This is a genomic window from Rhodoferax ferrireducens T118 (genome assembly GCF_000013605.1).
Taxonomy (GTDB): domain Bacteria; phylum Pseudomonadota; class Gammaproteobacteria; order Burkholderiales; family Burkholderiaceae_C; genus Rhodoferax; species Rhodoferax ferrireducens.
Genome location: NC_007908.1, coordinates 1,482,866 through 1,504,374, shown reverse-complemented (window position 1 = coordinate 1,504,374; position 21,509 = coordinate 1,482,866). Strand labels below are relative to the sequence as shown.

Below are 21,509 nucleotides of genomic sequence, written 5' to 3'. Positions count from 1 at the left end.
TAGCTGATCAACCAGACAATTTATTTGAATTTTCATGATGAATTTCCTTGCCCATAGTCCAAGCCATTAGCACCCACCACCGGAGATTTCACATGGACCAATCCAAGCGCTACGCTGACCTAAGCCTCCAGGAAGCCGCCCTCATTGCAGGGGGCCAGCACATTCTGTGCGCCTACAAAATGGCCCCCAAAGACGGGCTGAATTATCTGGAGGCCGCGGCCCACTTTGCCGCCGAGTCCTCGACCGGCACCAACGTGGAGGTGTGCACCACCGACGATTTCACCAGAGATGTGGACGCGCTGGTGTACTACGTCAATGAGGCCACCGAGGACATGCGCATTGCCTACCCGCTGGCGCTGTTTGACCGCAACATCACCGACGGGCGCTTCATGCTGGTGTCCTTCCTGACGCTGGCTGTTGGCAACAACCAGGGCATGGGTGACATCAAGCACGCCAAAATGATCGATTTTTACGTGCCCGAGCGCGTCATCCAGATGTTTGACGGACCGGCCAAAGACATCAGCGATTTGTGGCGCATTTTGGGCCGCCCGGTCAAAGACGGCGGCTTTATTGTCGGTACCATCATCAAACCCAAACTCGGTCTACGCCCCGAACCGTTTGCCCAGGCGGCTTACCAATTCTGGCTGGGGGGCGACTTCATCAAAAACGACGAGCCGCAAGGCAACCAGGTGTTTTCGCCGATCAAAAAGACCTTGCCGCTGGTGTATGACGCGCTCAAGCGCGCCCAGGACGAAACCGGCCAGGCCAAGCTGTTCTCGATGAACATCACGGCCGACGACCATTTTGAAATGTGTGCCCGCGCTGACTTTGCGCTGGAAACCTTTGGCGCCGACGCCGACAAACTGGCGTTTCTGGTCGATGGTTTTGTCGGCGGCCCCGGCATGGTCACCACTGCTCGGCGCCAGTACCCCAACCAATACCTGCACTACCACCGGGGCGGCCACGGCATGGTGACATCGCCCTCATCCAAGCGCGGCTACACCGCCTTGGTGCTGGCCAAGATGAGCCGCCTGCAGGGCGCCTCGGGCATCCACGTCGGCACCATGGGGCACGGCAAGATGGAAGGCGCGGGCGACGACCGGGTGATGGCCTACATGATTGAGCGCGACGAGTGCCAGGGGCCGGTTTATTTCCAGAAGTGGTACGGCATCAAGCCGACCACGCCGATCGTCTCGGGCGGCATGAACGCGCTGCGCCTGCCGGGCTTCTTTGACAACCTGGGCCACGGCAACATCATCAACACCGCAGGCGGCGGCTCTTACGGTCACCTTGACTCACCCGCCGCTGGTGCGGTTTCTCTGCGCCAGGCCTACGAATGCTGGAAGGCCGGTGCCGACCCGATTGAATGGGCCAAAGAGCACCGGGAATTTGCCCGCGCTTTTGAATCCTTCCCGCAAGACGCGGATCGGCTGTTTGCGGGCTGGCGCGACAAGTTGGGCGTCGGCGCCTGACGCCAACGAGCGGCCGGCCTGCCGCCAGAAGTGTGTCCTATTGCGTTACCAGGGCGTCAAGCCTGCCGCTCAGCAGCTCGGGCAGCCGATCCAGTGTCATCTTGAAGCCGCAAGCCTGCGCGTGGCCACCGCCGTCCATGCTTTCAGCCAGGGGAATGCAACTGAAGCCGCGTTGCGAGCGCAGGCCCGCCTTGACCAGACCGCTCTTGTCGACGCTCCACATCAAGGCAAACGTGCCACTTTTCTTGCTCAAAATTTCACCCACCAGACTGTGAAAAATGCCGGGCGCATTGACCATCAGCCCGCGCTGACCATTGAAGCTGATGGGCTGCGCGCCCTCGGCGATGTCCAAGGCCAGCTTGCTGAACTTCTCGTCCATGGCGCGGCCGCGCTCCACGTAGCTGGCCAGCTGCGCCGCATCAAACGCCGCAATATCGCGCCAGCGCTCAAACTCGAACGGTTCCATGTCCAATGCCGCCAGGAAACCGGCACTCTCGGGGTATTGCCAGACCCAGATGTCGCGGTCCTCAACAAAACGCACCAGGTCGGGCACGGCCTGCTCGGGGTGAAAGAACTCCCAGGCCAGGCGCGCGCCGGACTTGTGCATGTCGAAATGCACCACGCCGCAGCGGCAGGCAAAACCCGTCAGCTTGTCAGCGGCGCTCTTGTGGTGATCGAGCATCACCAGCTTGGCGGCGCGCTCTTCGATCTGGCGCGTGATCTGAGGGGAGAAGGAAAAGTCGAGGATATAAACAGCACGACCGTCAAGCGCGGGCAGGTCGGTGATCGACTTGATGTCGCCATGGTCAAGCCCCAGAAATTCGGCCTGACCCGCGTAATACAGCCAGGCTGCCAGCGCCGCCGCGAAACCGTCGGGGCAGTTGCGGCCATGGTAAAGAACAAGCGGCTGCGGGTCGTTGAGCTCGGGTTTAACCAGGAGACTCAGGGGAAGAATAGTTTTCATGGACAATCGGAGTTATTGAAATATGCTATTTATCTTATAGCTAGTTAAGCAGTAGATACGGGGGCTACAGCCGGATTTAATGCAAATATAATGCAAAAATGAGCAGTACCGAAGCACCCCCATTTTTCATCGCCAGTGTCGCACCAAGCGGGCAGCAGTTTGACGCCTGGTCAAATCAACCGCTGCTGCTGTCGCTGGAGCAAGGCGGCCTGGACTGGCCCAGCTCCTGCCGCAACGGCACCTGCCGCACCTGCATCGGCCAACTGGTGCAGGGCCGGGTGCGCTACGAGATCGAATGGCCGGGTCTGAGTGCCGAGGAAAAACTCGAAGGCTATGTGCTGCCCTGTGTCGCATTTCCATGTTCGGATTTGACCTTGCGCCGGGATTCATGAAGAAGCCGGACGCGCAATCTGCTTGAACCGAATCTTGCGGTCGAGTTCAATCGCATCCTTCTTGACCTGGCGCGCGGCATCGAGCTTTTGCCCCTCGGCCAGCCACTGCGCAAATTCCTGCGGGGTTTCCAGCGTGATGCGACCCAGTGCGGCGGCACGAAAGTCGTAAATCACAATCTCGCCCGCTTTTTGCAGATTAACCCCCTTGCCACTCTGCAGCGCGCCGCGCTTGCGGCCAATCGCCTCCAGCAATTCCTCGTCTTGCAGGCTGTCCACCACGTCAAGCTTGTAGCGCGCCGCCAGCAAGGGGGCGTAATGCACTTTCAGGTAAGCCAGCAGTTCCAGCGCCACCTCTTCCTCGTTGAACGCGTTGCGACCGATGGCGCCGCTGGCGGCCAGGTTGTAGCCGCTCTTGGCCACGATGATGCGCGGCCACAACATGCCGGGTGTGTCATACAGGTAAAAATCATCGGCCAGCGAAATGCGCTGCTCCAGCTTGGTGATGCCCGCCTCATCGCCGGTCTTGGTGGCGCGTTTGCCGGTCAGGGTGTTGATCAACGTGGACTTGCCCACATTGGGGATGCCACAAATCAGCACCCGCATCGGCTTGACCATGCCACCGCGACTGGGGGCCAGCGCAAAACACTCCTTGATCAGCGCCTTGGCGGGCGCAGTAACGCTGGCATCCAGCCCAATCGCCCGGGTGCCCGGCTGAGCGTTGTAATGCGCCAGCCACAAGGCCGTGCGGGCAGGGTCGGCCAGGTCTTGTTTGTTCAAGACTTTGAGCGCTGGCTTGCCCGCCGTGAGCTCGGCCAGCATCGGGTTGGCGCTCGACCCTGGCAGGCGCGCGTCCAGCAGCTCAATCACCACATCGATGTTCTTGATCCGTTCCTGAATCGCTTTGTGGGTCAAATGCATATGACCCGGAAACCACTGGATTGCCATTCTCTTTTCTTCCTTTTGCCGATTCAGGCGGGCTCGCCGAACCCGCTATTGTCCTATTGCGCGGCGGCGCCCAGTTGGCGCAGCTTGTCCGTCCACTTCTGCACGCCCGCGTCACCCAGCTTGTCCACCATGCCGATCAAGGTCTCGTTGACCGGGGCAATACCGACAAAGCCCAGTATGTTGCGTTCCAGATTCTTGACGCTGTGGGCCCGAAAGTACCACCGGTACAGCAAGGCCGGCATGCCCATGGTGACCACCACCCGGGCGGAACGCCCGCTCAAGCCCTTCCTGGCGAACAGGTTGTCCCCTTGCGGCTGGAACGCAAAACCAGGCCGCGCCACCTGCTCCAGAAAGCCCTTGAGCAGGGCCGGCATGTCGCCCAGCCAGAGCGGGAAGAACAGCACGATATGCTGGGCCCAGGCAATGTCGGTCTGCGCCTGTGCCAGCGCCGCTGGCAAGGCACCATCCTTCCAGGCCTCCTCGCTGCGCAGCAGCGGGAAATCGAGTTGCGCCACGGCCACCCGGCGCACCTCGTGCCCCCCGGTCTCGGCGCCCTGGGCATAAGCGTCTTCCAGCGCGTGGCCCAGATGAGGCATCAAGGCGTCAGGGTGACCTTGAATCAGGACAATACGTCGTGCGTCCATGTTGACCTCCTTGGATAAATGGACAGCATAGAAACGCTGCTGGCAAGGGGACTTGATGTTGCGCAACGCGGGCGCGCGAAAAATCGCGCATCGGCCACAGCGCCGTTGAACAGCGCCTCGCCCGGTCAGGATTGCGCGTCAACCCGGCCGCGCAAGGCCTTGATCTCGGCACGCTGGCTCTTGGCGACGCGCAGCCTTTGCTTCGATGCGTAGCTGGGCTTGGTGGCGCGGCGGGTCTTGGGCGCCAGCGCCACACTGTTGACCAATTCATGCAAGCGCATCAAGGCGTCCAGCCGGTTCATCTCCTGCGTGCGCTGTTGCTGCGCCTTGATCACCAGCACACCGTCCTTGGTGATGCGGCTGTCATGCAGCGCGAGCAAGCGCTCTTTGACGTCCTGCGGCAGGGAGGAGGCCGCAATGTCAAAGCGCAGATGAATCGCGCTGGACACCTTGTTGACGTTTTGCCCGCCCGCCCCTTGTGCCCGGATGGCCGAGAGTTCAACCTCGGCTTCGTTGATTTGCAGCAGGGGCGAGGCGGCAGGTTTGGTCATGACGCTCTCTCAGGCGCTCGCGGCTTCAGATTCCGGCGCCGCCACGTAGCGCGCCACGAAGGCGCCGACCGCATGCGCGGGCAAGGGCAACCAGACGACGTGGCCACTGCCGGGTGCCACCGTCACGGCTTGCCCGTCGGCATTCTCCATGCGCTCGAGTTGCAGATCAGAGTTGCCGCCCGGGTGGATGATCTCCAGCCAGTCACCCACCGCAAAACGGTTCTTCACAATCACTTGCGCCAGCCCACGCGCCTGGTCAAACAGCGCCACATCGCCCACATACAGGCTGCGTCCCGACTCGGAATAACCGCGCAGGTAATTTTGCGTGGACTCCGGCGTGTGGCGCTGGAAAAAGCCCGAGGTGTAACCCCGGTTGGCCAGCCCTTCAAGCTGACCGAGCAAGGCGGGGTCCAGCTCGCGCCCCGCCACGGCGTCGTCAATCGCCCGGGCATAACTCTGCACCGTGCGCGCCACGTAATACGGGCTTTTGGTGCGGCCCTCGATCTTGAGCGAATCGACGCCGATCTCGACCAGGCGCTTGACATGCTCGATGGCGCGCAAGTCCTTGGAGTTCATGACGTAGGTGCCGTGCTCGTCTTCTTCAATCGGCATGTAGCTGCCGGGGCGCTGGCCTTCTTCGATCACGTAAACCTGATCCGGGGCCGCGCCGCGTTGGGCCTGCTCCTGCTCACGCTCCGTAGCAGCCTGGGGTGCCAGAATGTCGCCGCAGGCATCGACCACGCCGGGCAAGGTTTTGTAATCCCAGCGGCAGGAGTTGGTGCAACTGCCCTGGTTGGCATCGCGGTGGTTGAAGTAACCCGACAACAGACAGCGCCCCGAATAAGCAATACACAGCGCCCCGTGCACAAACACTTCAAGCTCGGTGTCCGGGCAGTCCTGGCGGATTTGCTCCACCTGATCCAGCGATAACTCACGCGACAGGATCACCCGGCTGACACCGACGCTCTTCCAGAAGCGCACGGCGGCGGCATTGACCGTGTTGGCCTGCACCGAGAGGTGAATTTCCATCTCGGGCCAGGTCTCGCGCACCATCATGATCAGACCGGGGTCGGACATGATCATGGCGTCGGGCTTGAGCGCAATCACCGGCGCCATGTTTTGCACATAGCTCTTGATTTTGTTGCCATGCGGGAAGATGTTGGACACCAGATAGAACTTGTTGCCCAGCCCATGCGCCCGCTCGATGCCCTGCTGCAGCACCTCGATGGCGCCAAAGTCATTGTTGCGCACGCGCAAGCTGTAGCGCGGCTGGCCCGCGTAGATGGCCGTGGCGCCAAAGGCAAAAGCAGTCTCCAGCATGGTCAGCGACCCTGCCGGCGCCAGCAGCTCAGGTTTTTTCAAGCTCATGCCCGGACTCCGGCCAGGCCGACAGGCCGCGTGCCCGCTGGCTTGGGCGTGAGAAACAGGGTGATGGGGACAATTGACATCAATGGATTCCGTCTTGAAGAAAGAGGGTGACAACGCGTCACGGGTCGCTGATTATCGGTTCTGCCGCAGTTCTCGTCATGACAAGGCCAATCGGCAGGCGTCAATATGGGCGTCGAAGAAGCGGCCGCGCCGGTCGCTGACTAACAAGTCAATTTCAGCCCTAGCCCCCGTCAATTATAGGCAAGCAGCTATTTAAAAAATAGCAGATCAGGTCGACCCATGGGTTTCCCGGCTTATGTTGGCTGCCGCACAGACGCCACCTGGAAGGGAGACGACAGTTGCGGCTGTGTTACTTGTCTTCTGGAGGCCAGCAGCACGTCGGTGAGGATGGGCAACCCACCATAACTATCTACAGGAACAACGAATGAACGCATTATTGAAAAACGCATTGGCAGTAACCGCCGTGGCCATGGCCGCGCAAGCGTCAGCGCAGGTTACTTTTTACGAACAGAATGGTTTTCAAGGCCAATCGTTCACCACCTCAAGGACGGTGGATAACCTGGCTCGCAGGGGATTCAACGACCGCGCCTCGTCGGCGGTAGTGGCCGGTGAGCGCTGGGAGGTGTGCGAAGACGCGCGCTTCAACGGTCGCTGTGTCGTGTTGCGCCCAGGCCAGTACCCGTCACTCGATGCGATGGGCTTGAATAACCGCATCTCATCGGTGCGCGCCGTGAGCCGCAACGCCCGCATTGATGACCAGCGCTATGCGCCCGCGCCAGTGGCTGCGCCGGCAAACGCGCAGATTACCTTCTATGAAAATGAGGGTTTCGGCGGCCAGTCTTTCACCACGGAGAGGCAGATCAACAACTTTGACCGCTTTGGCTTCAATGACCGCGCCTCATCGGCGGTGGTGGTGGGCGAGGGCTGGGAGGTTTGCGACGATGTCCGGTTCCAGGGTCGCTGCGTGGTTTTGCGCCAGGGCAGTTATGGCTCACTCAGAGCCATGGGCTTGAACGACCGCATCTCGTCAGTGCGAATCCTGGACGACAACGCGCGCGGCAATGACCGTCGTTATGCGCCCGCACCCGTTGCGGCGCCGGAGCCAGTGGCTGCCCCCGATTTCCGTCCGCGCCGCGACGAACGGCTGTTTGAAGCCAACGTCACCTCCGTGCGTGCAGTGATGGGCACGCCTGAGCAGCGCTGCTGGGTCGATCGCGAGCAAGTCGCCCAGAACCAGAGCAATACCAACGTCCCGGGCGCGATTGCCGGCGCCCTGCTGGGTGGCATTCTCGGGCACCAGGTCGGCGGCGGAACCGGCAAGGATCTCGCCACTGCGGGTGGCGCGATCGCTGGAGCCGCCATCGGCGCCAACGTCAACGGCGGCACACCGCAGACCGCAACCCAGGACGTTCGGCGCTGCGAAACCGTACCCAACCAGAGACCCCAGTACTGGGACGTCACCTACAACTTCCGGGGTCAGGAGCATCGCGTCCAGATGACCGCCCCCCCCGGCCCGACCGTGACCGTCAACGCGCAGGGTGAGCCGCGCAAGTAAGCGCTTGTTCGCCTTCACGCATCCACAATTTAGGATGATTTGCTCGTCATCGACTTCTGCAAAATTGCCAGCACCGTGTTCAGGTCTTCAATCGGCACCTGACCCGGTGCTGAACTGCTGGCACCGACCGCAAAAGTCAGGGCCGAGCCGAAGGTCCATCCAAACAGACGCGTGAGGGAGCCATACGGACCCATCGACATGCAGCTCAATGGAATTTGCCGCCGGCAACGGCCTGTCCGTGCAGCTCAATGGGCTTGCCTGTTTGCATGTCAGTGTTTTCCTGTGGGCCAAAAAATCAGTGCTCGCCTGCCATGCCAGCGGCTTATTCGTCGTCCAGGCTGACCGCCTTGTACTTGCCGGCGAGTTGCTTCTGCGTGTCGCCGGGAACCGGTGCGTAGTGCGAAAAGGTGATGTTGTAGGAACCCTGGCCACCGGTGAGCGACTTCAAGCGGCCCTGGTAGTCATCGAGCTCGACCAAGGGAATCTGTCCGCTGATGGCCACGTTGCCGCTCAAACGTGGCTGCGTTCCCGTGACATGGCCGCGCTTGGCTGCCAGGTCACCCGTGAGGTCACCCATGCTGCTCTCGGGCGCCAGTACTTCTATATCGACCAGCGGCTCCAGCACGATCGGCCTGGCTTTGAGCACGGCATCGATGGTGGCTTTGCGGCCGGCGGCCATAAAGGCGACGTCCTTGCCATCCACGGCGTGCGTTTTGCCGTCAAGCACCGTGACGCGCAGATCATGCAACGCAAAGCCGGCCACCGCGCCTTCCGCCAGCGCCTGACGCACGCCTTTTTCCACCGCCGCCATGAACACGCCCGGAATGGCACCGCCCTTGACCAGGTCCACGAACTCGAAGCCAGCACCGCGCGCCAGCGGCTCCACGCGCAGCATCACCTCACCAAACTGGCCGGCACCGCCGCTTTGTTTTTTATGGCGGCAATGGCCCTCGGCCGGGCCCGTGATGGTCTCGCGGTAGGCAATTTGCGGCGCGCTGGTGTCAAGCTCCAGCTTGTACTGCTGCTGCATGCGCAACAACTTGGTGCGCAGGTGCATTTCACCCAAGCCGCGAATCACGGTCTCATGGGTGCCGGGACGGCGCTCGATCTTGAAGCAGGGGTCTTCCAGCGCCAGCTTGGACAGAATTTCAAACAGGCGCTGCTCGTCCCCCTTGCGCCGGGGCTGCACCGCCAGCCCCTGCATGGGCTGCGGAAATTGCAGGGGCTTGAGGTGGATGGCGTCCTGGTCGTGCGACTCATGCAGCACGCAGTCAAACTCGATCTCATCGACCTTGGCGACAGCCCCGATGTCGCCGGGAATGAGCGCCGGCACTTCCAGATAGTCCTTGCCCTGCAGGCGGTACAGGTGGGTCACCTTGAACGAGCGTTTTGCTGCCCCCACAAACAGAGCGGCGTCCCTGCGAACCGTGCCCTGGTGGACCCGGAACACGCCGAGCTTGCCGATAAAGGGGTCCACCACGACCTTGAAAACATGGGCCAGCACCGGCAGTTCATCATCGGGCTGGGCCAGAAAGGCTTGCGGCTGCTGGCCCGGCTCGCCGCGGTAAAACGGCGGCGGGTTGCCCTCCGCCGGGCTCGGCGCCAGTTTGGCCAGTGCGTCCAGCAGTTGCGCCACGCCGGCGCCGGTCTTGGCCGAGACAAACAGGATCGGAATCAGATGGCCGGCGCGCAGCGCGCGCTCAAAGGGCGCGTGCAATTCTTGCGGGCTGGGCTCAAGGCCGTCTTCCAGGTAGCGCGCCAGCAGGCTGTCGTCTTCTTCAATCAGCTGGTCGATCAGGTCGCGGTGCGCAGCGGCCACCGAGGCAAAGTCACTCTCGCCCTCGTTGTGACCGAGCAGTTCCACCACTTCCTGCCGGTTGTGCAAGGGCAGCTCCAGCAACAGGCATTGCTTGCCAAAACGCGCGCGAATGTCCGTCACCAGGGTCAGCAGGTCGATATTGTCGGCATCGATTTTGTTAACCACGATCATGCGGCACAGGCCCCGCTCACCGGCCAGCGTGAACATACGCTCGGTCGAGAGCTCTATGCCGGTTTGCGCGTTGATGACCACCAGTGCCGTGTCCACGGCAGCCAGCGCGCTGATGGCCTGGCTTGCAAAGTCGGGGTAGCCGGGGGTGTCGATCAGGTGAACCTGGGCGCCGCCGGTCTTGAAGCTGACCAGGGACGATTGCAGCGAGTGGCCCAATTCCTTCTCGATCGGGTCGAAATCACACACGGTATTGCCCTTCTCAACCGAGCCCCGGCTGGTGATGGCCCCGGTGGCTGCCAACAGGCTCTCAGCCAGGGTGGTTTTACCGGCGGCACCGTGGCCGACCAGGGCAACCGTGCGAATTTTGCTTGAGAGGTTCTGGCTCATGAAAGTCCCTTGAAGTGGCGCGGCGCCAAGTTTCAAGCAACCCGGGATGAATTGACTTGCTGTTCGTCAACTGCGGCGCATTGTCTGAACACTTGGGTCCAGTCATTGGCTGCATCTCTGAATTGCCTATTTCCTTTCGAACGCAATCCGCCCGGCCATGATCGTGCAACGCACCCGGCCCGGCAACTCGTAGCCCGAGAACGGCGTGTACTTGCCCTGGCTGCGCAAGGTATCACTCTGCACCGTCCAGGCCGCTGCCGGGTCAAACACGCACAGGTCGGCCGCACCACCCGCCAGCAGGCGACCGGTACTGGCTTGTCTTTTGCCCAGCGAGGCGCCCAGGACGGCGGCCGGCCCCTGGGTCACCACGGCCAGGGCGCGCGCCAGATCAACACCACTGTCCTGGCTCCATTTGAGTGCCAGACTCAGCAGCAACTCAACACCCGTGGCACCCGGCTCGCTCTCGGCAAACGGCAGCGTTTTGGCGTCTTCGTCCACCGGCGTGTGATCGGACACCAGCGCGTCAATGGTGCCATCGAGCAAACCGGCACGCAGCGCGTCGCGGTCGCGCTGCTGGCGCAAGGGCGGGTTGAGACGGGCTCGGCTGTCAAAGTAACCGATGTCGGCATCGGTCAGATGCAGCGAATTGATGCTGATGTCGCAACTCACCTTCAGGCCGTCGAGCTTGGCCTGACGCACCAAGTCCACGCCCGCGGCACTGCTGAGGCGGCACAAATGAACGCGGGCGCCGGTGGCGCGCATCAGCTCAAAAATGGTGTGCAGCGCAATGGTTTCGGCGGCCACCGGCACGCCGCTCAGACCCAGACGGGTCGCCAGGGCGCCGCTGGCGGCCACGCCCTGCCCCAAAAACAAATCCTGCGGGCGCAACCAGACGGCGTAGCCGAAGGTGCTGGCGTACTGAAACGCGCGTTGCATGACTTGCGTGTTGGGCAAGGGCACTTCGGCCTGGCTGAAGGCGACACAACCGGCCTCGGTCAGTTCCTGCATCTCGGACAAGGATTCACCGGCCAGATTGCGGGTCAAGGCACCGAGCGGATAAACCCGGGCCTGGTTCAGCTTTTCGGCCCGAAAGCGCAGCATCTCGACCAGGCCCGGTTCATCGAGCACCGGGTCGGTGTCAGGCAGACACACCAGGCTGGTGACGCCACCGGCCATCGCTGCGGCCATTTCAGATTCGAGCATGCCTTCGTGCTCATGGCCGGGTTCGCGCAGGCGCACCGCCAAGTCCACCAGACCGGGCATCACGATGCAGCCAGTGGCATCCATGATTTGATCGGGCCGGAAATCAGTAGCTATATTTTTAATAGCTAGAACCGTCCCATTGGCGAGGGCTACATCCACTATTTCATCAAAACCACTGGCCGGATCGATGACCCGGCCGCCCTTGATCAGAATATTCGTCAGTGTTTTCATATCAGGCCTCATTCCCTGCCACGATGCTCATCGCGGCCATGCGTACGGCAATACCAAAAGTGACCTGCGGCAGGATCACGCTGTGTGTGCCATCGGCCACCGCCGAGTCGATCTCCACCCCCCGGTTGATCGGCCCCGGGTGCATCACGATGGCATCGGGCCGGGCCAGTTGCAGTTTCTCCGGCGTCAAGCCAAAGCTCTTGAAAAACTCCTGGCTGGAGGGCAGCAGCGCGCCGCTCATGCGCTCGTTTTGCAGACGCAGCATGATGATCACGTCAGCGCCCTTGATGCCTTCTTCGAGTGTGTGGCAAACGCGCACACCCATGGGCGCCATGTCGCCCGGCACGATGGTCTTGGGCCCCACCACCCGCACTTCAGGGCAGCCCAGCGTGGTGAGGGCGTGAATGTCGGAGCGCGCCACGCGCGAGTGCAACACGTCGCCGACGATGGCCACCGTGAGATTGGAAAAATCTTTTTTGTAGTGGCGGATGGTGTACATGTCGAGCAAGCCTTGCGTCGGGTGCGCATGGCGCCCGTCACCGGCATTGATCACATGCACATGCGGCGCCACGTGTTGCGCAATCAGGTAGGGCGCGCCCGATTCGCTGTGGCGCACCACAAACAGGTCGGCGGCCATGGCGCTCAGGTTGGCAATGGTGTCGAGCAGTGTCTCGCCCTTGACGGCCGATGACTTGGCAATATCGAGGTTGATGACGTCGGCGCTGAGCCGCTTGGCAGCAATCTCGAAGGTGGTGCGGGTGCGCGTCGAGTTCTCAAAAAACAGGTTGAACACACTCTTGCCGCGCAGCAGCGGCACTTTCTTGACCTCGCGGTCACCGATGCTGACGAAATTGGTGGCGGTGTCGAGCACCTGAGTCAGGATGCTCTTGGGCAAGCCCTCGGTCGAGAGCAGGTGAATGAGCTCGCCATTTTTATTGAGCTGGAGGTTGCGTTTGTAAAGCATGGTCTAGCGCGCCTTCACGTTGAAACTGAACACCCCGGCGTCACTGCGCGCCAAGGCCAATGACTGGGTCGCGGGCAACACGATGCGGGCCGCACACACGTCGGCCTGAATCGGCAGCTCCCGGCCGCCGCGGTCCACCAGAACCGCCAACTTCACCATCGCCGGGCGACCGAAGTCAAACAGCTCGTTGATGACCGCGCGAATGGTGCGCCCGGTGAACAGCACATCATCAAGCAGGATGATGCTGGCGTTATTGACATCAAAAGGAATTTGCGTTTGCGCCGCAACGGTCATGCCGCGGCGGGCGTAATCATCCCGGTGCAGGGCCGATGAGATCACACCGTGGGGCTCAGGCAAGCTCAGGTCGCGCTGCAAACGCTCGGCCAGCCATGCCCCGCCTGAAGTGATTCCGACCAAATGCATGCCGGGGCGAAACAGGGCGCGCACGCCCATCAACAACTCAAGGTACAGGCCTTCAGCGTCCAGCGCCAATATGCTCATCAAATACTCCTTAAAAATTGTTCCAGAATAATGCAGGCGGCCATCGCATCGGCGTCACGAGCCCCCCGCCCCAGCGCTTCCGTCGTCGTGTAACGCTCATCAACTTCAAACACCGGCAGTTTGAAGCGCCCCTGCAACTGGCGCGCAAAGCGCCGCGCCCGCAAGGTGTTCTCGTGCGCGGCGCCGTCCGGGTGAAAGGGCACGCCGACCACCAGTGCATCGGGCTGCCATTCCTTGAGTTGCAGGGCAATTTTGACAAAGCGCGCATCGCCTTCAGCGGCAATCGTGCCCTGCGGTTGGGCGGTACGCAACAGGCGATTGCCGACGGCAAAGCCGGTACGCTTCAGACCGAAGTCAAGGGCCAGAAAAGTTTGCAGGTTCGCCGCGACGTGCACCGGGTTTTCTCCGGGAGCCGCGTCAGCCAGGGGTTTGATCAAGGGTTCCGGCATGGGCTGTAACGGCAATGGCATCGTCAAGTGGGTTAGGCATGCCCGGCGTCGGGCGACAGCATCCACAGCTCCAAACCGAGCAGCAACAAGGCCTGCTCGTAGCGCTGGGCCACCGGTGTATCAAAGATGACACTGTTGTTGGCGGCCACGGTCAACCAGCTGTTTTCTGAAATTTCAGACTCCAGTTGCCCTTCACCCCAGGCGGCATAGCCCAGCGACACCAACACTTTGCGCGGCCCGGCTCCGATAGAAATCGCTTCCAGCACATCTTTGGAAGTGGTCATCTCCAGCCCGCCCGGGATCACCATGGTGGAAGCGTAAACCGACTCGGCCGGTTTGTCGGCGTCGGCGAAAGTCGCCTCATGCAGCACAAAACCGCGCTCGGTTTGCACCGGCCCGCCCAGAAAAACTGGCGTGTTGGAGAGGTCGGCGCGGCACATCGGCAGTTCCACCTTTTCAAACAGGCGCTTCATGTCGATATCACAGGGCTTGTTGATGACCAAACCCAGCGCACCGCGCTGGCTATGCTCACACACATAGACGACGCTACGCGAGAAGATCTCATCCTGCAGACCGGGCATGGCGATCAGAAAATGATTCGTCAGGTTGGTCAAGGCAAAATCTGCAGGCATGCTGCGATTTTAACGGTGATCATGAACAAGCAATTCGATTCTGGTTTGATGTGGTTCCGCCGTGACCTGCGGGTGATCGACAACGCCGCCTTGTGCCTGGCGCTGGCGGCCTGCCGCCAGCTTCACTGCGTTTTTGTCTTTGACCGTGACATCCTCGACACCCTGCCACGCGCTGACCGCCGGGTCGAATTTATCCGGGCGTCCTTGTGTGAACTGGACGTGGCATTGGGCCAGCTCAGCGGCAAGGCGGGTGTCGGCCTGATCGTGCGCCACGCCGTGGCCAGCGAGGAAATAGTCACACTGGCCAAAACACTGCAGGTGCAGGCGGTTTTTGCGGCCCATGACTACGAGCCGCAAGCGCTGGCACGCGATGCCCGGGTACGGGGTGCCCTGGCGCACGTCGGTATTGTCCTGCACACCTGCAAGGATCATGTGATTTTTGAAAATCGCGAGATTCTGAGCAAAACCGGCACACCCTATGGCGTTTTCACACCCTACAAGAACACCTGGCTGGCAACGGTAACACCGCAGCATTTGCGCCACCATGACGCCACACCGGTTGCGCAGGCGCTGGTCCCCCGACCTGAGGGCCTGCAACAACCGGTGCCGACACTGGCCGCTATCGGCTTTGAAAAAACCAACCTGAGTCAACTCAAGATTCCAACCGGGGCGTCGGGCGGCGCCCGGCTGTTTGAAGATTTTTTTGAACGTATGGACAGTTACCATGAAACAAGGGACTTGCCAGCGGTCAAGGGTCCGAGCTATCTTGGTGTGCACCTGCGCTTTGGCACGGTGTCGGTTCGCCAACTGGCTGCCACCGCCTTGCAACGGCAGATTCAGGGTAGCCGAGGCGCGGCGGTCTGGCTGGGAGAATTGATCTGGCGGGATTTTTATTTCTCGATTCTGGCTAATTTTCCGCACGTGGCACAAGGCGCCTTCAAGCCCGAGTACGACGCGATCAAATGGGAACACGGCAAGCACGCTGATTCCCTGTTCCAAGCCTGGTGCGAGGGACGAACCGGTTATCCGCTGGTGGATGCTGCCATGGCCCAGATCAACCAGACTGGCTACATGCACAATCGCCTGCGCATGGTGGCGGGCAGCTTTTTGGTGAAAGACCTCGGGATTGACTGGCGCTGGGGCGAAAAATACTTTGCCAGGCACCTCAATGACTTTGACCTGGCGGCCAACAACGGTGGCTGGCAGTGGGTCAGTTCCAGCGGTTGCGATGCGCAGCCGTACTTCAGGATTTTCAATCCGGTGACCCAAAGTGAAAAGTTTGATGCCGACGGTAAATTCATCCGCCGCTACTTGCCACAACTGGCCCGACTACCGAGCAAAGTCATTCACGCGCCGTGGACCGCCCAAGCGCTTGAGCTGCAAATGGAGGGCGTGACGCTGGGCCAAAACTACCCCGCGCCGATCGTGGCGCACGCTGCGGCACGTGCGCTGACCTTACAGCGCTACGCTGTCGTCAAAAAGCACCAAGCTGCCACCTGAATTGTTACTATAAATATAGTAGCAAATACTTCAACATTCATGCGGGCTAGAGGCAGTTTTAAGCCTCAACAGCCGCGGTGCAATACTGCCGCACCAAAGCAATCAGTTCGTCTTCTGAATACGGTTTGCCCAAGTAGTGATCAACACCGAGTTCACGGGCGCGTTCACGATGTTTCTCGGCAATACGCGAGGTAATCATGATGATGGGAAGATCGCGCAGTTTGGCATCACCTCGGATATTTCGCACCAGGTCGAAGCCATCCATGCGCGGCATTTCGATGTCAGAGAGAACAACCGCCGGCTTTTCCTCTTGCAAACGCTCCAGCGCCTGCAGACCATCGATGGCCAGAGCCACCCGAAAGCCTTCGCGTTTGAGCAGGCGCTGGGTGACACGGCGCACCGTGATCGAATCGTCAACCACCAACACCAGGGGCGCCTGATTGACACTGGTCAGCGACGACGCCTGTGATGCTGTGGCGGCTTGGTCCACAGCCTGCGCTGCATCCAGACTGAGGTGCCGCGCTCGCTCGCCATAAACGGAAGCCAGGGCCACCGGGTTGTAGATCAAGACCACCGCACCTGAGGCCAACACCGACATACCGGTCAGGCCCGGCAGACGGGACAATTGAGGTCCGAGGTTTTTGACCACCACTTCCTGATTACCCAACACTTCATCGAAGTGCACCGCAATTCTTTGACCGGCACTGCGGAAAATAGCCACCGGCAGCGTCTTGGTGACGGCCTCGTTGCTGTGCGCCGATGCCTGCAGCAGAGCACCACCCCAGAAAAACGGCACCTGCTCGCCACCATATGCAAAGACATGGTCCTGATAGGCGCGCTCAAGATCGGCAATCGGCACCCGCCGTACCATCTCAACCAGATTCGCCGACACGCCAACCACCAACTCGCCGATGCGCAACATGACCACCTGCGTCACCGCAGTGGTAAGCGGCAGCACCAGCTTGAACTTCGTTCCCTGTCCACGTTCGGTCGAAGTTTCAATGCGGCCACCCAGCGCGCTGACTTCGGAGCGCACGACGTCCATGCCAATGCCGCGACCGGCCAACTCGGTGATCTGCTCGGCGGTGGAAAAGCCAGGGGTAAATATCAGATCGGCGGCCTCGTCATCGGTCAATGTGCCATCCTGCGGCATCAGACCATTGGCCCGTGCCTTTTCCCGGATCCGGTCCAGGTCCAGCCCGGCGCCATCGTCACTGAACTCCACCGTGACATCATTGCTTTGTTGTTGCAGATGAATGCCAATGCTACCGATCATCGGTTTCCCCGCTGCCACACGCAGCGACGAGTCCTCAATACCATGTGCCACCGAATTGCGCAGCAAATGTTCAAAAACGGGCGCCATGCGATCCAGCACGCCGCGATCCATATCCAGAGACCCCCCTTTGATGTCGAGCTTGACCTGCTTGTTCGCTTCCTTGGATGCCTGGCGAACAACGCCGTACAGACGGTCTGAAATTCCGTCGAACTCCACCATTCGAGTGCGCAACAGGTCGCGCTGCAATTCACGGGCCTGGCGCCCCTGGGCGATCAGATCGTCTTCACTCCCCTGCACCGCACGCTGCAAGTTACGTTGCACCGTCGCGACGTCATGCACTGATTCAGCCATCATCCGGGTGAGTTCCTGCACCCGGGTAAAGCGGTCAAATTCCAGCGGATCAAAGCCCTGCGCGGTGTCCTTGGCCTGTGCCAGCCGCGACTGCATCTGGGACTCCGACTGCACCTCGATATCGCGCAACTGATTTCTCAAGCGATCCAGATTGCCGGTAAGTTCACCCAATGACCCACGCAACTGCCCCAAGCGAGCCTCCATCCGGGACCGCGTGATCATCACCTCTCCCGCCTGATTCACCAGGCGGTCCAGCAGCTGTGAACGCACACGCACAGTTTGCTGAGCTCCCGGGCGTGGCGATGCCCGCGTAATAAATCCCGATGTATCGGGCGCCACCAATTTTGTCGGCTCGGTCTCTGCAGCCGCCACCTCGGCGAGCCCGGCTGGGGCGATCTCCTCCTGGGGCGCCGCACTGACCTCCGGCAAAATCAAGGCCTGTTCCGGCGTTGCGCGCAATTGGTCAAAGTTGGCCTGCATGGCATCAAACCGAGCCAACAGGGGCTCCAGCTGTGCCGCCGACAAAGATTCGCTCCCCATCCGTTCAATCGCGCTCTCCATGCGGTGAGTCATCTCACCCAATTGCATGGCACCGGCCAGTCGACTGCTGCCTTTGAGCGTGTGCAAAACCCGCAGCACCTCATTTCGAGCACCCAGGTTGTCGGGGCGGGCCGTCCACTGCCTCAAGGCGCCGCCGAGCTGCGGCAACAATTCAAGCGCCTCGTCCTCAAAAATCGGGAAGAGGTCAACGTCAAGCGCATCAAGTGCATCAATATGTTCGACTTCGGCGTCAGGCGTCAATACAAACGGCTCTGCAAGCGATTCTGCTTCTGCTTCTGCTTCTGCTTCTGCTTCTGCTTCTGCTTCTGCTTCTGACTCCGTCACGACACTGTCCGTGACCTGATCAAAGCCGGGCGGCGCGGCAATTTCCGGCTCATCCGCCAGTTGAGCGTAAAAGCTGTCAACAACGCCCGCTGCAACGGCCGGGAATTCGATTTCCAGAATAGCCTTCAGTGCGTCGAGCAGCGCCTGATCGGGCTCCTTGAGGAATCCTGCTGCGAATTGATGCAGCAGGCGGCGCATATCCTCTGCCGCCGCCATGAATACCTGGGCGTGCTCTGGAATGCCCTGAACATGAAGCCGCACATGCTGCAAGGCATGTTCCAGCGCCCGCGCCATCTCGGACAGGGCAAAAAAACCAACCGTTGCCGAACTGCCAGCCAGGGAATGTGCCAGTGCCACCGTCGTTTCCGAAACCGGTTGATGCAACTCCAGAGCCCATTCGCTCAGTTCTGTCAGCAAGCGCCGGGACAACTCATCTGCCTCGTTCAGGTAGACGTTGTAGAGCGGGATACCAATGCGCAGGGATCCGATAACCTTGACCTGTTCTTCCAGATCCAAATCTAAAAAACTGGCCTGTTGAGGCTCAGGCTGAACGTCGGCGGCTTCACTCACAGGGACAGCAAGCTCGGCCGCGAACGTCTCCACTTCGTCCGAAATGTCCGGAACAACTGCGGCCTCATCAGGTGACGGCGTCCAGTCAGCGCCAACACCAAAATCGAAGTCGTCAAGTGCCAGCGGCTCATCCGGGACCCGAGCCGCCGAGGACAATCCCGAACCGCCATCGACCGCCAAGGCGAGATTGACATCAAAAGTCTGCGTCAAGTCCAGATCAATAACTTGTGTCGAAACGAAATCGGCATGCGGGGTCTCTTCCGGGGCTGGGCTCTGCACCTCTTCACCCGGCAACAAAAATTCAACTTCGGTGTTATCAAGGCGCAAACCGTCAGCAGCCTTGCGAAAGGCCTGCGCATTCCACTTCGCATCTTCTCCTGCTGCAATATCCTCGACCCAACGGTCGAAGCCGTGCAGGGCCCTGTCTGCAAGTCTGACCAGTTCACTGCTGGCAGGCTTTTGCTCGGCCAACCAGGTATTGAGCAACTGCTCCAGGGACCAGGCTGCTTCACCAAATTCACTGAGGCCCACCATGCGTGAGCTGCCTTTGAGCGTATGAAAAGCGCGCCTCAATGTCGTCTGTTGCCCCATATCTGCGGGCTCGTCTGCCAATGCGGCGATCGCCTCAAGCCCGGCATGAAGCACTTCACGCGCTTCTTCAAGGAAGATATCCTTCAAGTCAGTCTCATCGTCATCGTCTGCCGGCTCGGCCAGCACCAGGGTGACCGGTTCTGGCGCCAAGACCAGCGCCGGAGCTGGCTCTTCGGCAGGAACTGCTGCCGACAAGCTCTCAGGAGGCGCTTCCACGGCAGCCAGCGCATTGTCGGAAACCTTGTCAACGCCAGGCACCGACGGGCTCTCTGCGGTCCGATCGCCCGTCTTTTCACGCCCCATCAAGGGCTTGAACTCACCCAAGTCCTCGTCGTACACAAAGAGTTTCTTGGCCAGCGTGCGCTGGTAACTCAGCATGTCAATCAGAAACCCGAGGGCCCCCAGGCTGTTGCCCAGCTTTTCAAAAACGCCCGCTCGCGCAGCATCAGCGTCAATATCGTCAACCAGAAATTTCTCGACACTGTCACGCATGCGCAGCGTTGCCAGGGCTGCCTGATCAAGACCCAAAACCGAAAAGACTCCCCGCATCTGTGCCAGCTGACTAGGCACCTCGTGCAAAGGAACCTTATCAAGAGGATTACGAAAGAATGAATCCAGCGATTTTTCAACGCCCCCAAGCGTCATTCGCAACTCGTCAACGACACTACCCATGATCTGACGATCACTGACCCTGCGGTACAACTCCTCCATCCAAGCCTCGAGCGGCTCCGGTTGCCCGCCCGCGTTGACATTCTCCATCCGGGCTGCAAGACTGGCACTGCGCTCTTTCATCTGCGAGTCGGTCGGATCCAGATCGTCATAGGCGGCCTCAAGATACAGCACAACGGTTGCAACTTCCATGGCAAGTGCGGGGGCAGGCGCCTCACCAGATAGCGCCGTCTTTTCAATCGCCTGCGTCAATGCCCGCACCAAATCGGCACTCTCGGGATGCATTTTCAATACTGAATCGGTCACCAGAGTGAATTGGTCAAGGGCCACCTTCAAGCGATTGGTATCGCCCCCGGCTAACGCGGACCAGGTTTCGGTGGCGGCCGCAATACGCTTGCGGGCCTGAACCAGTAGCGCTGGATCGAAACGTCCAAACTGAGGCCGTTCGTAATCAAATGATTTCGTCTGGGTCAACCCATACGCAGCACGAACCGCAGCCAGTACGGGCGCATCAGCCGCCTGAGCAGGCACCGCCTGTGCACAAAAGAACAACAAATCCTGCACCAATCGCTCGGAAATTCCCGGTTCGCCTCGCGCCAGGGTCCTGTATTGATGAAGGATTCGGGAAGCTGCCAGCTTGCCGTAAACATCCGGCGGGCACAGACCCAAGGACAGAGCTTCAAAATAGGCCGCAGAAATCTTCCAAAAAACGCGTGCTTCCAATGTCTCTTGGGCCGCTGCAAACCCCAGACTGATACCGCGCATGGTCTGTGCAGCGGCGACGTCGCCTGACTTGACGATTTGCAGAACTGCCTTATCAAGGCGGGTGCGAACCAATGAATCATAGCCAAGCGCCAACGCTTCTTGTGGCAAAACGACGTCAATCCAGCGCAATTCGAGTGGCCACAAGTCCGCAGGATGAACACGATCATTGCCCACCAGCTCCAAAACATCGCGGTACTGGGGAAACAAGGCCACCGGCGAAGCGTTTTTCCCTTTGAGAACCCCTTCCAGATATTCAGTCAGGGCAAAACTGGCACGCTCTACCTTGTTAGCGGCCTCGTCACTGCACAACTCGGGGCGCTGCACAAATCGCTGCGCCAGCGCTTCCATCGATCGCAATATCTTGGCCGGCACAGCCATGCCGACCATCTCCAGGGCGCCAACCGCCTGATGCAATTGCTGGCGGGCGATGCGCAACTGACTGGCGTCCAGCGCAGCCAGATCAGAACCTCGCGCCAACTCGGCATCACGGACGAACCGGCGAAGGGCTTTGGTCGCACCGCTCAACGACTTACGCAGCTCTTCGAGCACCCAGGCCAAAGGCCCAAGGTCGTGGGGCACCGGTTCACTGGTGCCGGTCGGGGCAGCGTTTACTTGCATGGGATCGTGCACTCC

The 21,509-nt window shown here is 60.6% G+C and carries 17 protein-coding genes; 4 read left to right on the top strand and 13 right to left on the bottom strand.

Going from position 1 to position 21,509, the window contains the following annotated elements; translation table 11 throughout:
- The first annotated feature begins 92 nt into the window (after positions 1–92).
- Positions 93–1,472, top strand: a complete 1,380-nt coding sequence (locus tag RFER_RS06995) for a ribulose-bisphosphate carboxylase (protein ID WP_011463692.1) — start codon at positions 93–95, stop codon at positions 1,470–1,472.
- A 37-nt stretch (positions 1,473–1,509) separates the two neighbouring features.
- On the opposite strand, the gene RFER_RS06990 is transcribed toward RFER_RS06995, so the two are convergent.
- Positions 1,510–2,436 carry a DHH family phosphoesterase gene (locus tag RFER_RS06990; protein ID WP_011463691.1) on the bottom strand — a complete coding sequence of 309 codons (927 nt, stop codon included), beginning with the start codon at positions 2,434–2,436 and terminating at the stop codon, positions 1,510–1,512.
- A gap of 98 nt (positions 2,437–2,534) precedes the next feature.
- Here RFER_RS06990 and RFER_RS06985 point away from each other — a divergent pair, with 98 nt between their 5' ends.
- Entirely contained in the window at positions 2,535–2,828 is a 294-nt protein-coding gene (locus RFER_RS06985) for a 2Fe-2S iron-sulfur cluster-binding protein (RefSeq protein WP_011463690.1), read from the top strand.
- Here RFER_RS06985 and ylqF read toward each other — a convergent pair.
- From ylqF to yegQ, 4 genes are all read right to left on the bottom strand, one after another.
- Positions 2,823–3,773: a ribosome biogenesis GTPase YlqF gene (gene ylqF, locus RFER_RS06980; RefSeq protein WP_011463689.1), complete on the bottom strand. Its 951-nt coding sequence runs from the start codon at positions 3,771–3,773 to the stop codon at positions 2,823–2,825. The genes RFER_RS06985 and ylqF overlap by 6 nt on opposite strands.
- 53 nt (positions 3,774–3,826) lie before the next feature.
- Entirely contained in the window at positions 3,827–4,417 is a 591-nt protein-coding gene (locus RFER_RS06975) for an NAD(P)H-dependent oxidoreductase (RefSeq protein ID WP_011463688.1), read from the bottom strand.
- A gap of 125 nt (positions 4,418–4,542) precedes the next feature.
- Positions 4,543–4,968: an alternative ribosome rescue aminoacyl-tRNA hydrolase ArfB gene (gene arfB / locus RFER_RS06970; protein WP_011463687.1), complete on the bottom strand. Its 426-nt coding sequence runs from the start codon at positions 4,966–4,968 to the stop codon at positions 4,543–4,545.
- A 9-nt stretch (positions 4,969–4,977) separates the two neighbouring features.
- Positions 4,978–6,336 carry a tRNA 5-hydroxyuridine modification protein YegQ gene (gene yegQ / locus RFER_RS06965; RefSeq protein ID WP_011463686.1) on the bottom strand — a complete coding sequence of 453 codons (1,359 nt, stop codon included), beginning with the start codon at positions 6,334–6,336 and terminating at the stop codon, positions 4,978–4,980.
- Between the two features lie 445 nt (positions 6,337–6,781).
- Here yegQ and RFER_RS24845 point away from each other — a divergent pair, with 445 nt between their 5' ends.
- The gene (locus RFER_RS24845) at positions 6,782–7,912 is read left to right on the top strand and encodes a beta/gamma crystallin-related protein (RefSeq protein WP_011463685.1); all 1,131 of its coding nucleotides are present in this window, start codon (positions 6,782–6,784) and stop codon (positions 7,910–7,912) included.
- 29 nt (positions 7,913–7,941) lie between these two features.
- Here the strand turns inward: RFER_RS24845 and RFER_RS23400 are convergent, their stop codons facing one another.
- The 7 genes from RFER_RS23400 to RFER_RS06930 form a co-directional block, all read right to left on the bottom strand.
- Positions 7,942–8,127 carry a type I 3-dehydroquinate dehydratase gene (locus RFER_RS23400; protein ID WP_318667890.1) on the bottom strand — a complete coding sequence of 62 codons (186 nt, stop codon included), beginning with the start codon at positions 8,125–8,127 and terminating at the stop codon, positions 7,942–7,944.
- A 107-nt stretch (positions 8,128–8,234) separates the two neighbouring features.
- Positions 8,235–10,289 carry an elongation factor G gene (gene fusA / locus RFER_RS06955; RefSeq protein WP_011463684.1) on the bottom strand — a complete coding sequence of 685 codons (2,055 nt, stop codon included), beginning with the start codon at positions 10,287–10,289 and terminating at the stop codon, positions 8,235–8,237.
- 126 nt (positions 10,290–10,415) lie between these two features.
- On the bottom strand, positions 10,416–11,723 hold the full coding sequence (locus tag RFER_RS06950; RefSeq protein WP_011463683.1) for a dihydroorotase: 1,308 nt from the start codon (positions 11,721–11,723) through the stop codon (positions 10,416–10,418).
- A gap of 1 nt (position 11,724) precedes the next feature.
- Positions 11,725–12,687, bottom strand: coding sequence for an aspartate carbamoyltransferase catalytic subunit (locus RFER_RS06945; protein WP_011463682.1), 963 nt, complete (start codon positions 12,685–12,687; stop codon positions 11,725–11,727).
- A gap of 3 nt (positions 12,688–12,690) precedes the next feature.
- Positions 12,691–13,188: a bifunctional pyr operon transcriptional regulator/uracil phosphoribosyltransferase PyrR gene (gene pyrR, locus RFER_RS06940; RefSeq protein ID WP_011463681.1), complete on the bottom strand. Its 498-nt coding sequence runs from the start codon at positions 13,186–13,188 to the stop codon at positions 12,691–12,693.
- The gene (gene ruvX, locus RFER_RS06935) at positions 13,188–13,637 is read right to left on the bottom strand and encodes a Holliday junction resolvase RuvX (protein ID WP_049765620.1); all 450 of its coding nucleotides are present in this window, start codon (positions 13,635–13,637) and stop codon (positions 13,188–13,190) included. The genes pyrR and ruvX overlap by 1 nt, the downstream gene beginning before the upstream one ends.
- A gap of 32 nt (positions 13,638–13,669) precedes the next feature.
- Positions 13,670–14,269 carry a YqgE/AlgH family protein gene (locus RFER_RS06930; RefSeq protein ID WP_041790326.1) on the bottom strand — a complete coding sequence of 200 codons (600 nt, stop codon included), beginning with the start codon at positions 14,267–14,269 and terminating at the stop codon, positions 13,670–13,672.
- Positions 14,270–14,290: 21 nt separating this feature from the next.
- On the opposite strand from RFER_RS06930, the gene RFER_RS06925 reads away from it, so the two are divergent.
- Entirely contained in the window at positions 14,291–15,769 is a 1,479-nt protein-coding gene (locus tag RFER_RS06925; RefSeq protein ID WP_011463678.1) for a cryptochrome/photolyase family protein, read from the top strand.
- A gap of 58 nt (positions 15,770–15,827) precedes the next feature.
- On the opposite strand, the gene RFER_RS06920 is transcribed toward RFER_RS06925, so the two are convergent.
- The gene (locus RFER_RS06920; protein WP_011463677.1) at positions 15,828–21,494 is read right to left on the bottom strand and encodes a hybrid sensor histidine kinase/response regulator; all 5,667 of its coding nucleotides are present in this window, start codon (positions 21,492–21,494) and stop codon (positions 15,828–15,830) included.
- Between the last annotated feature and the right edge of the window lie 15 nt (positions 21,495–21,509).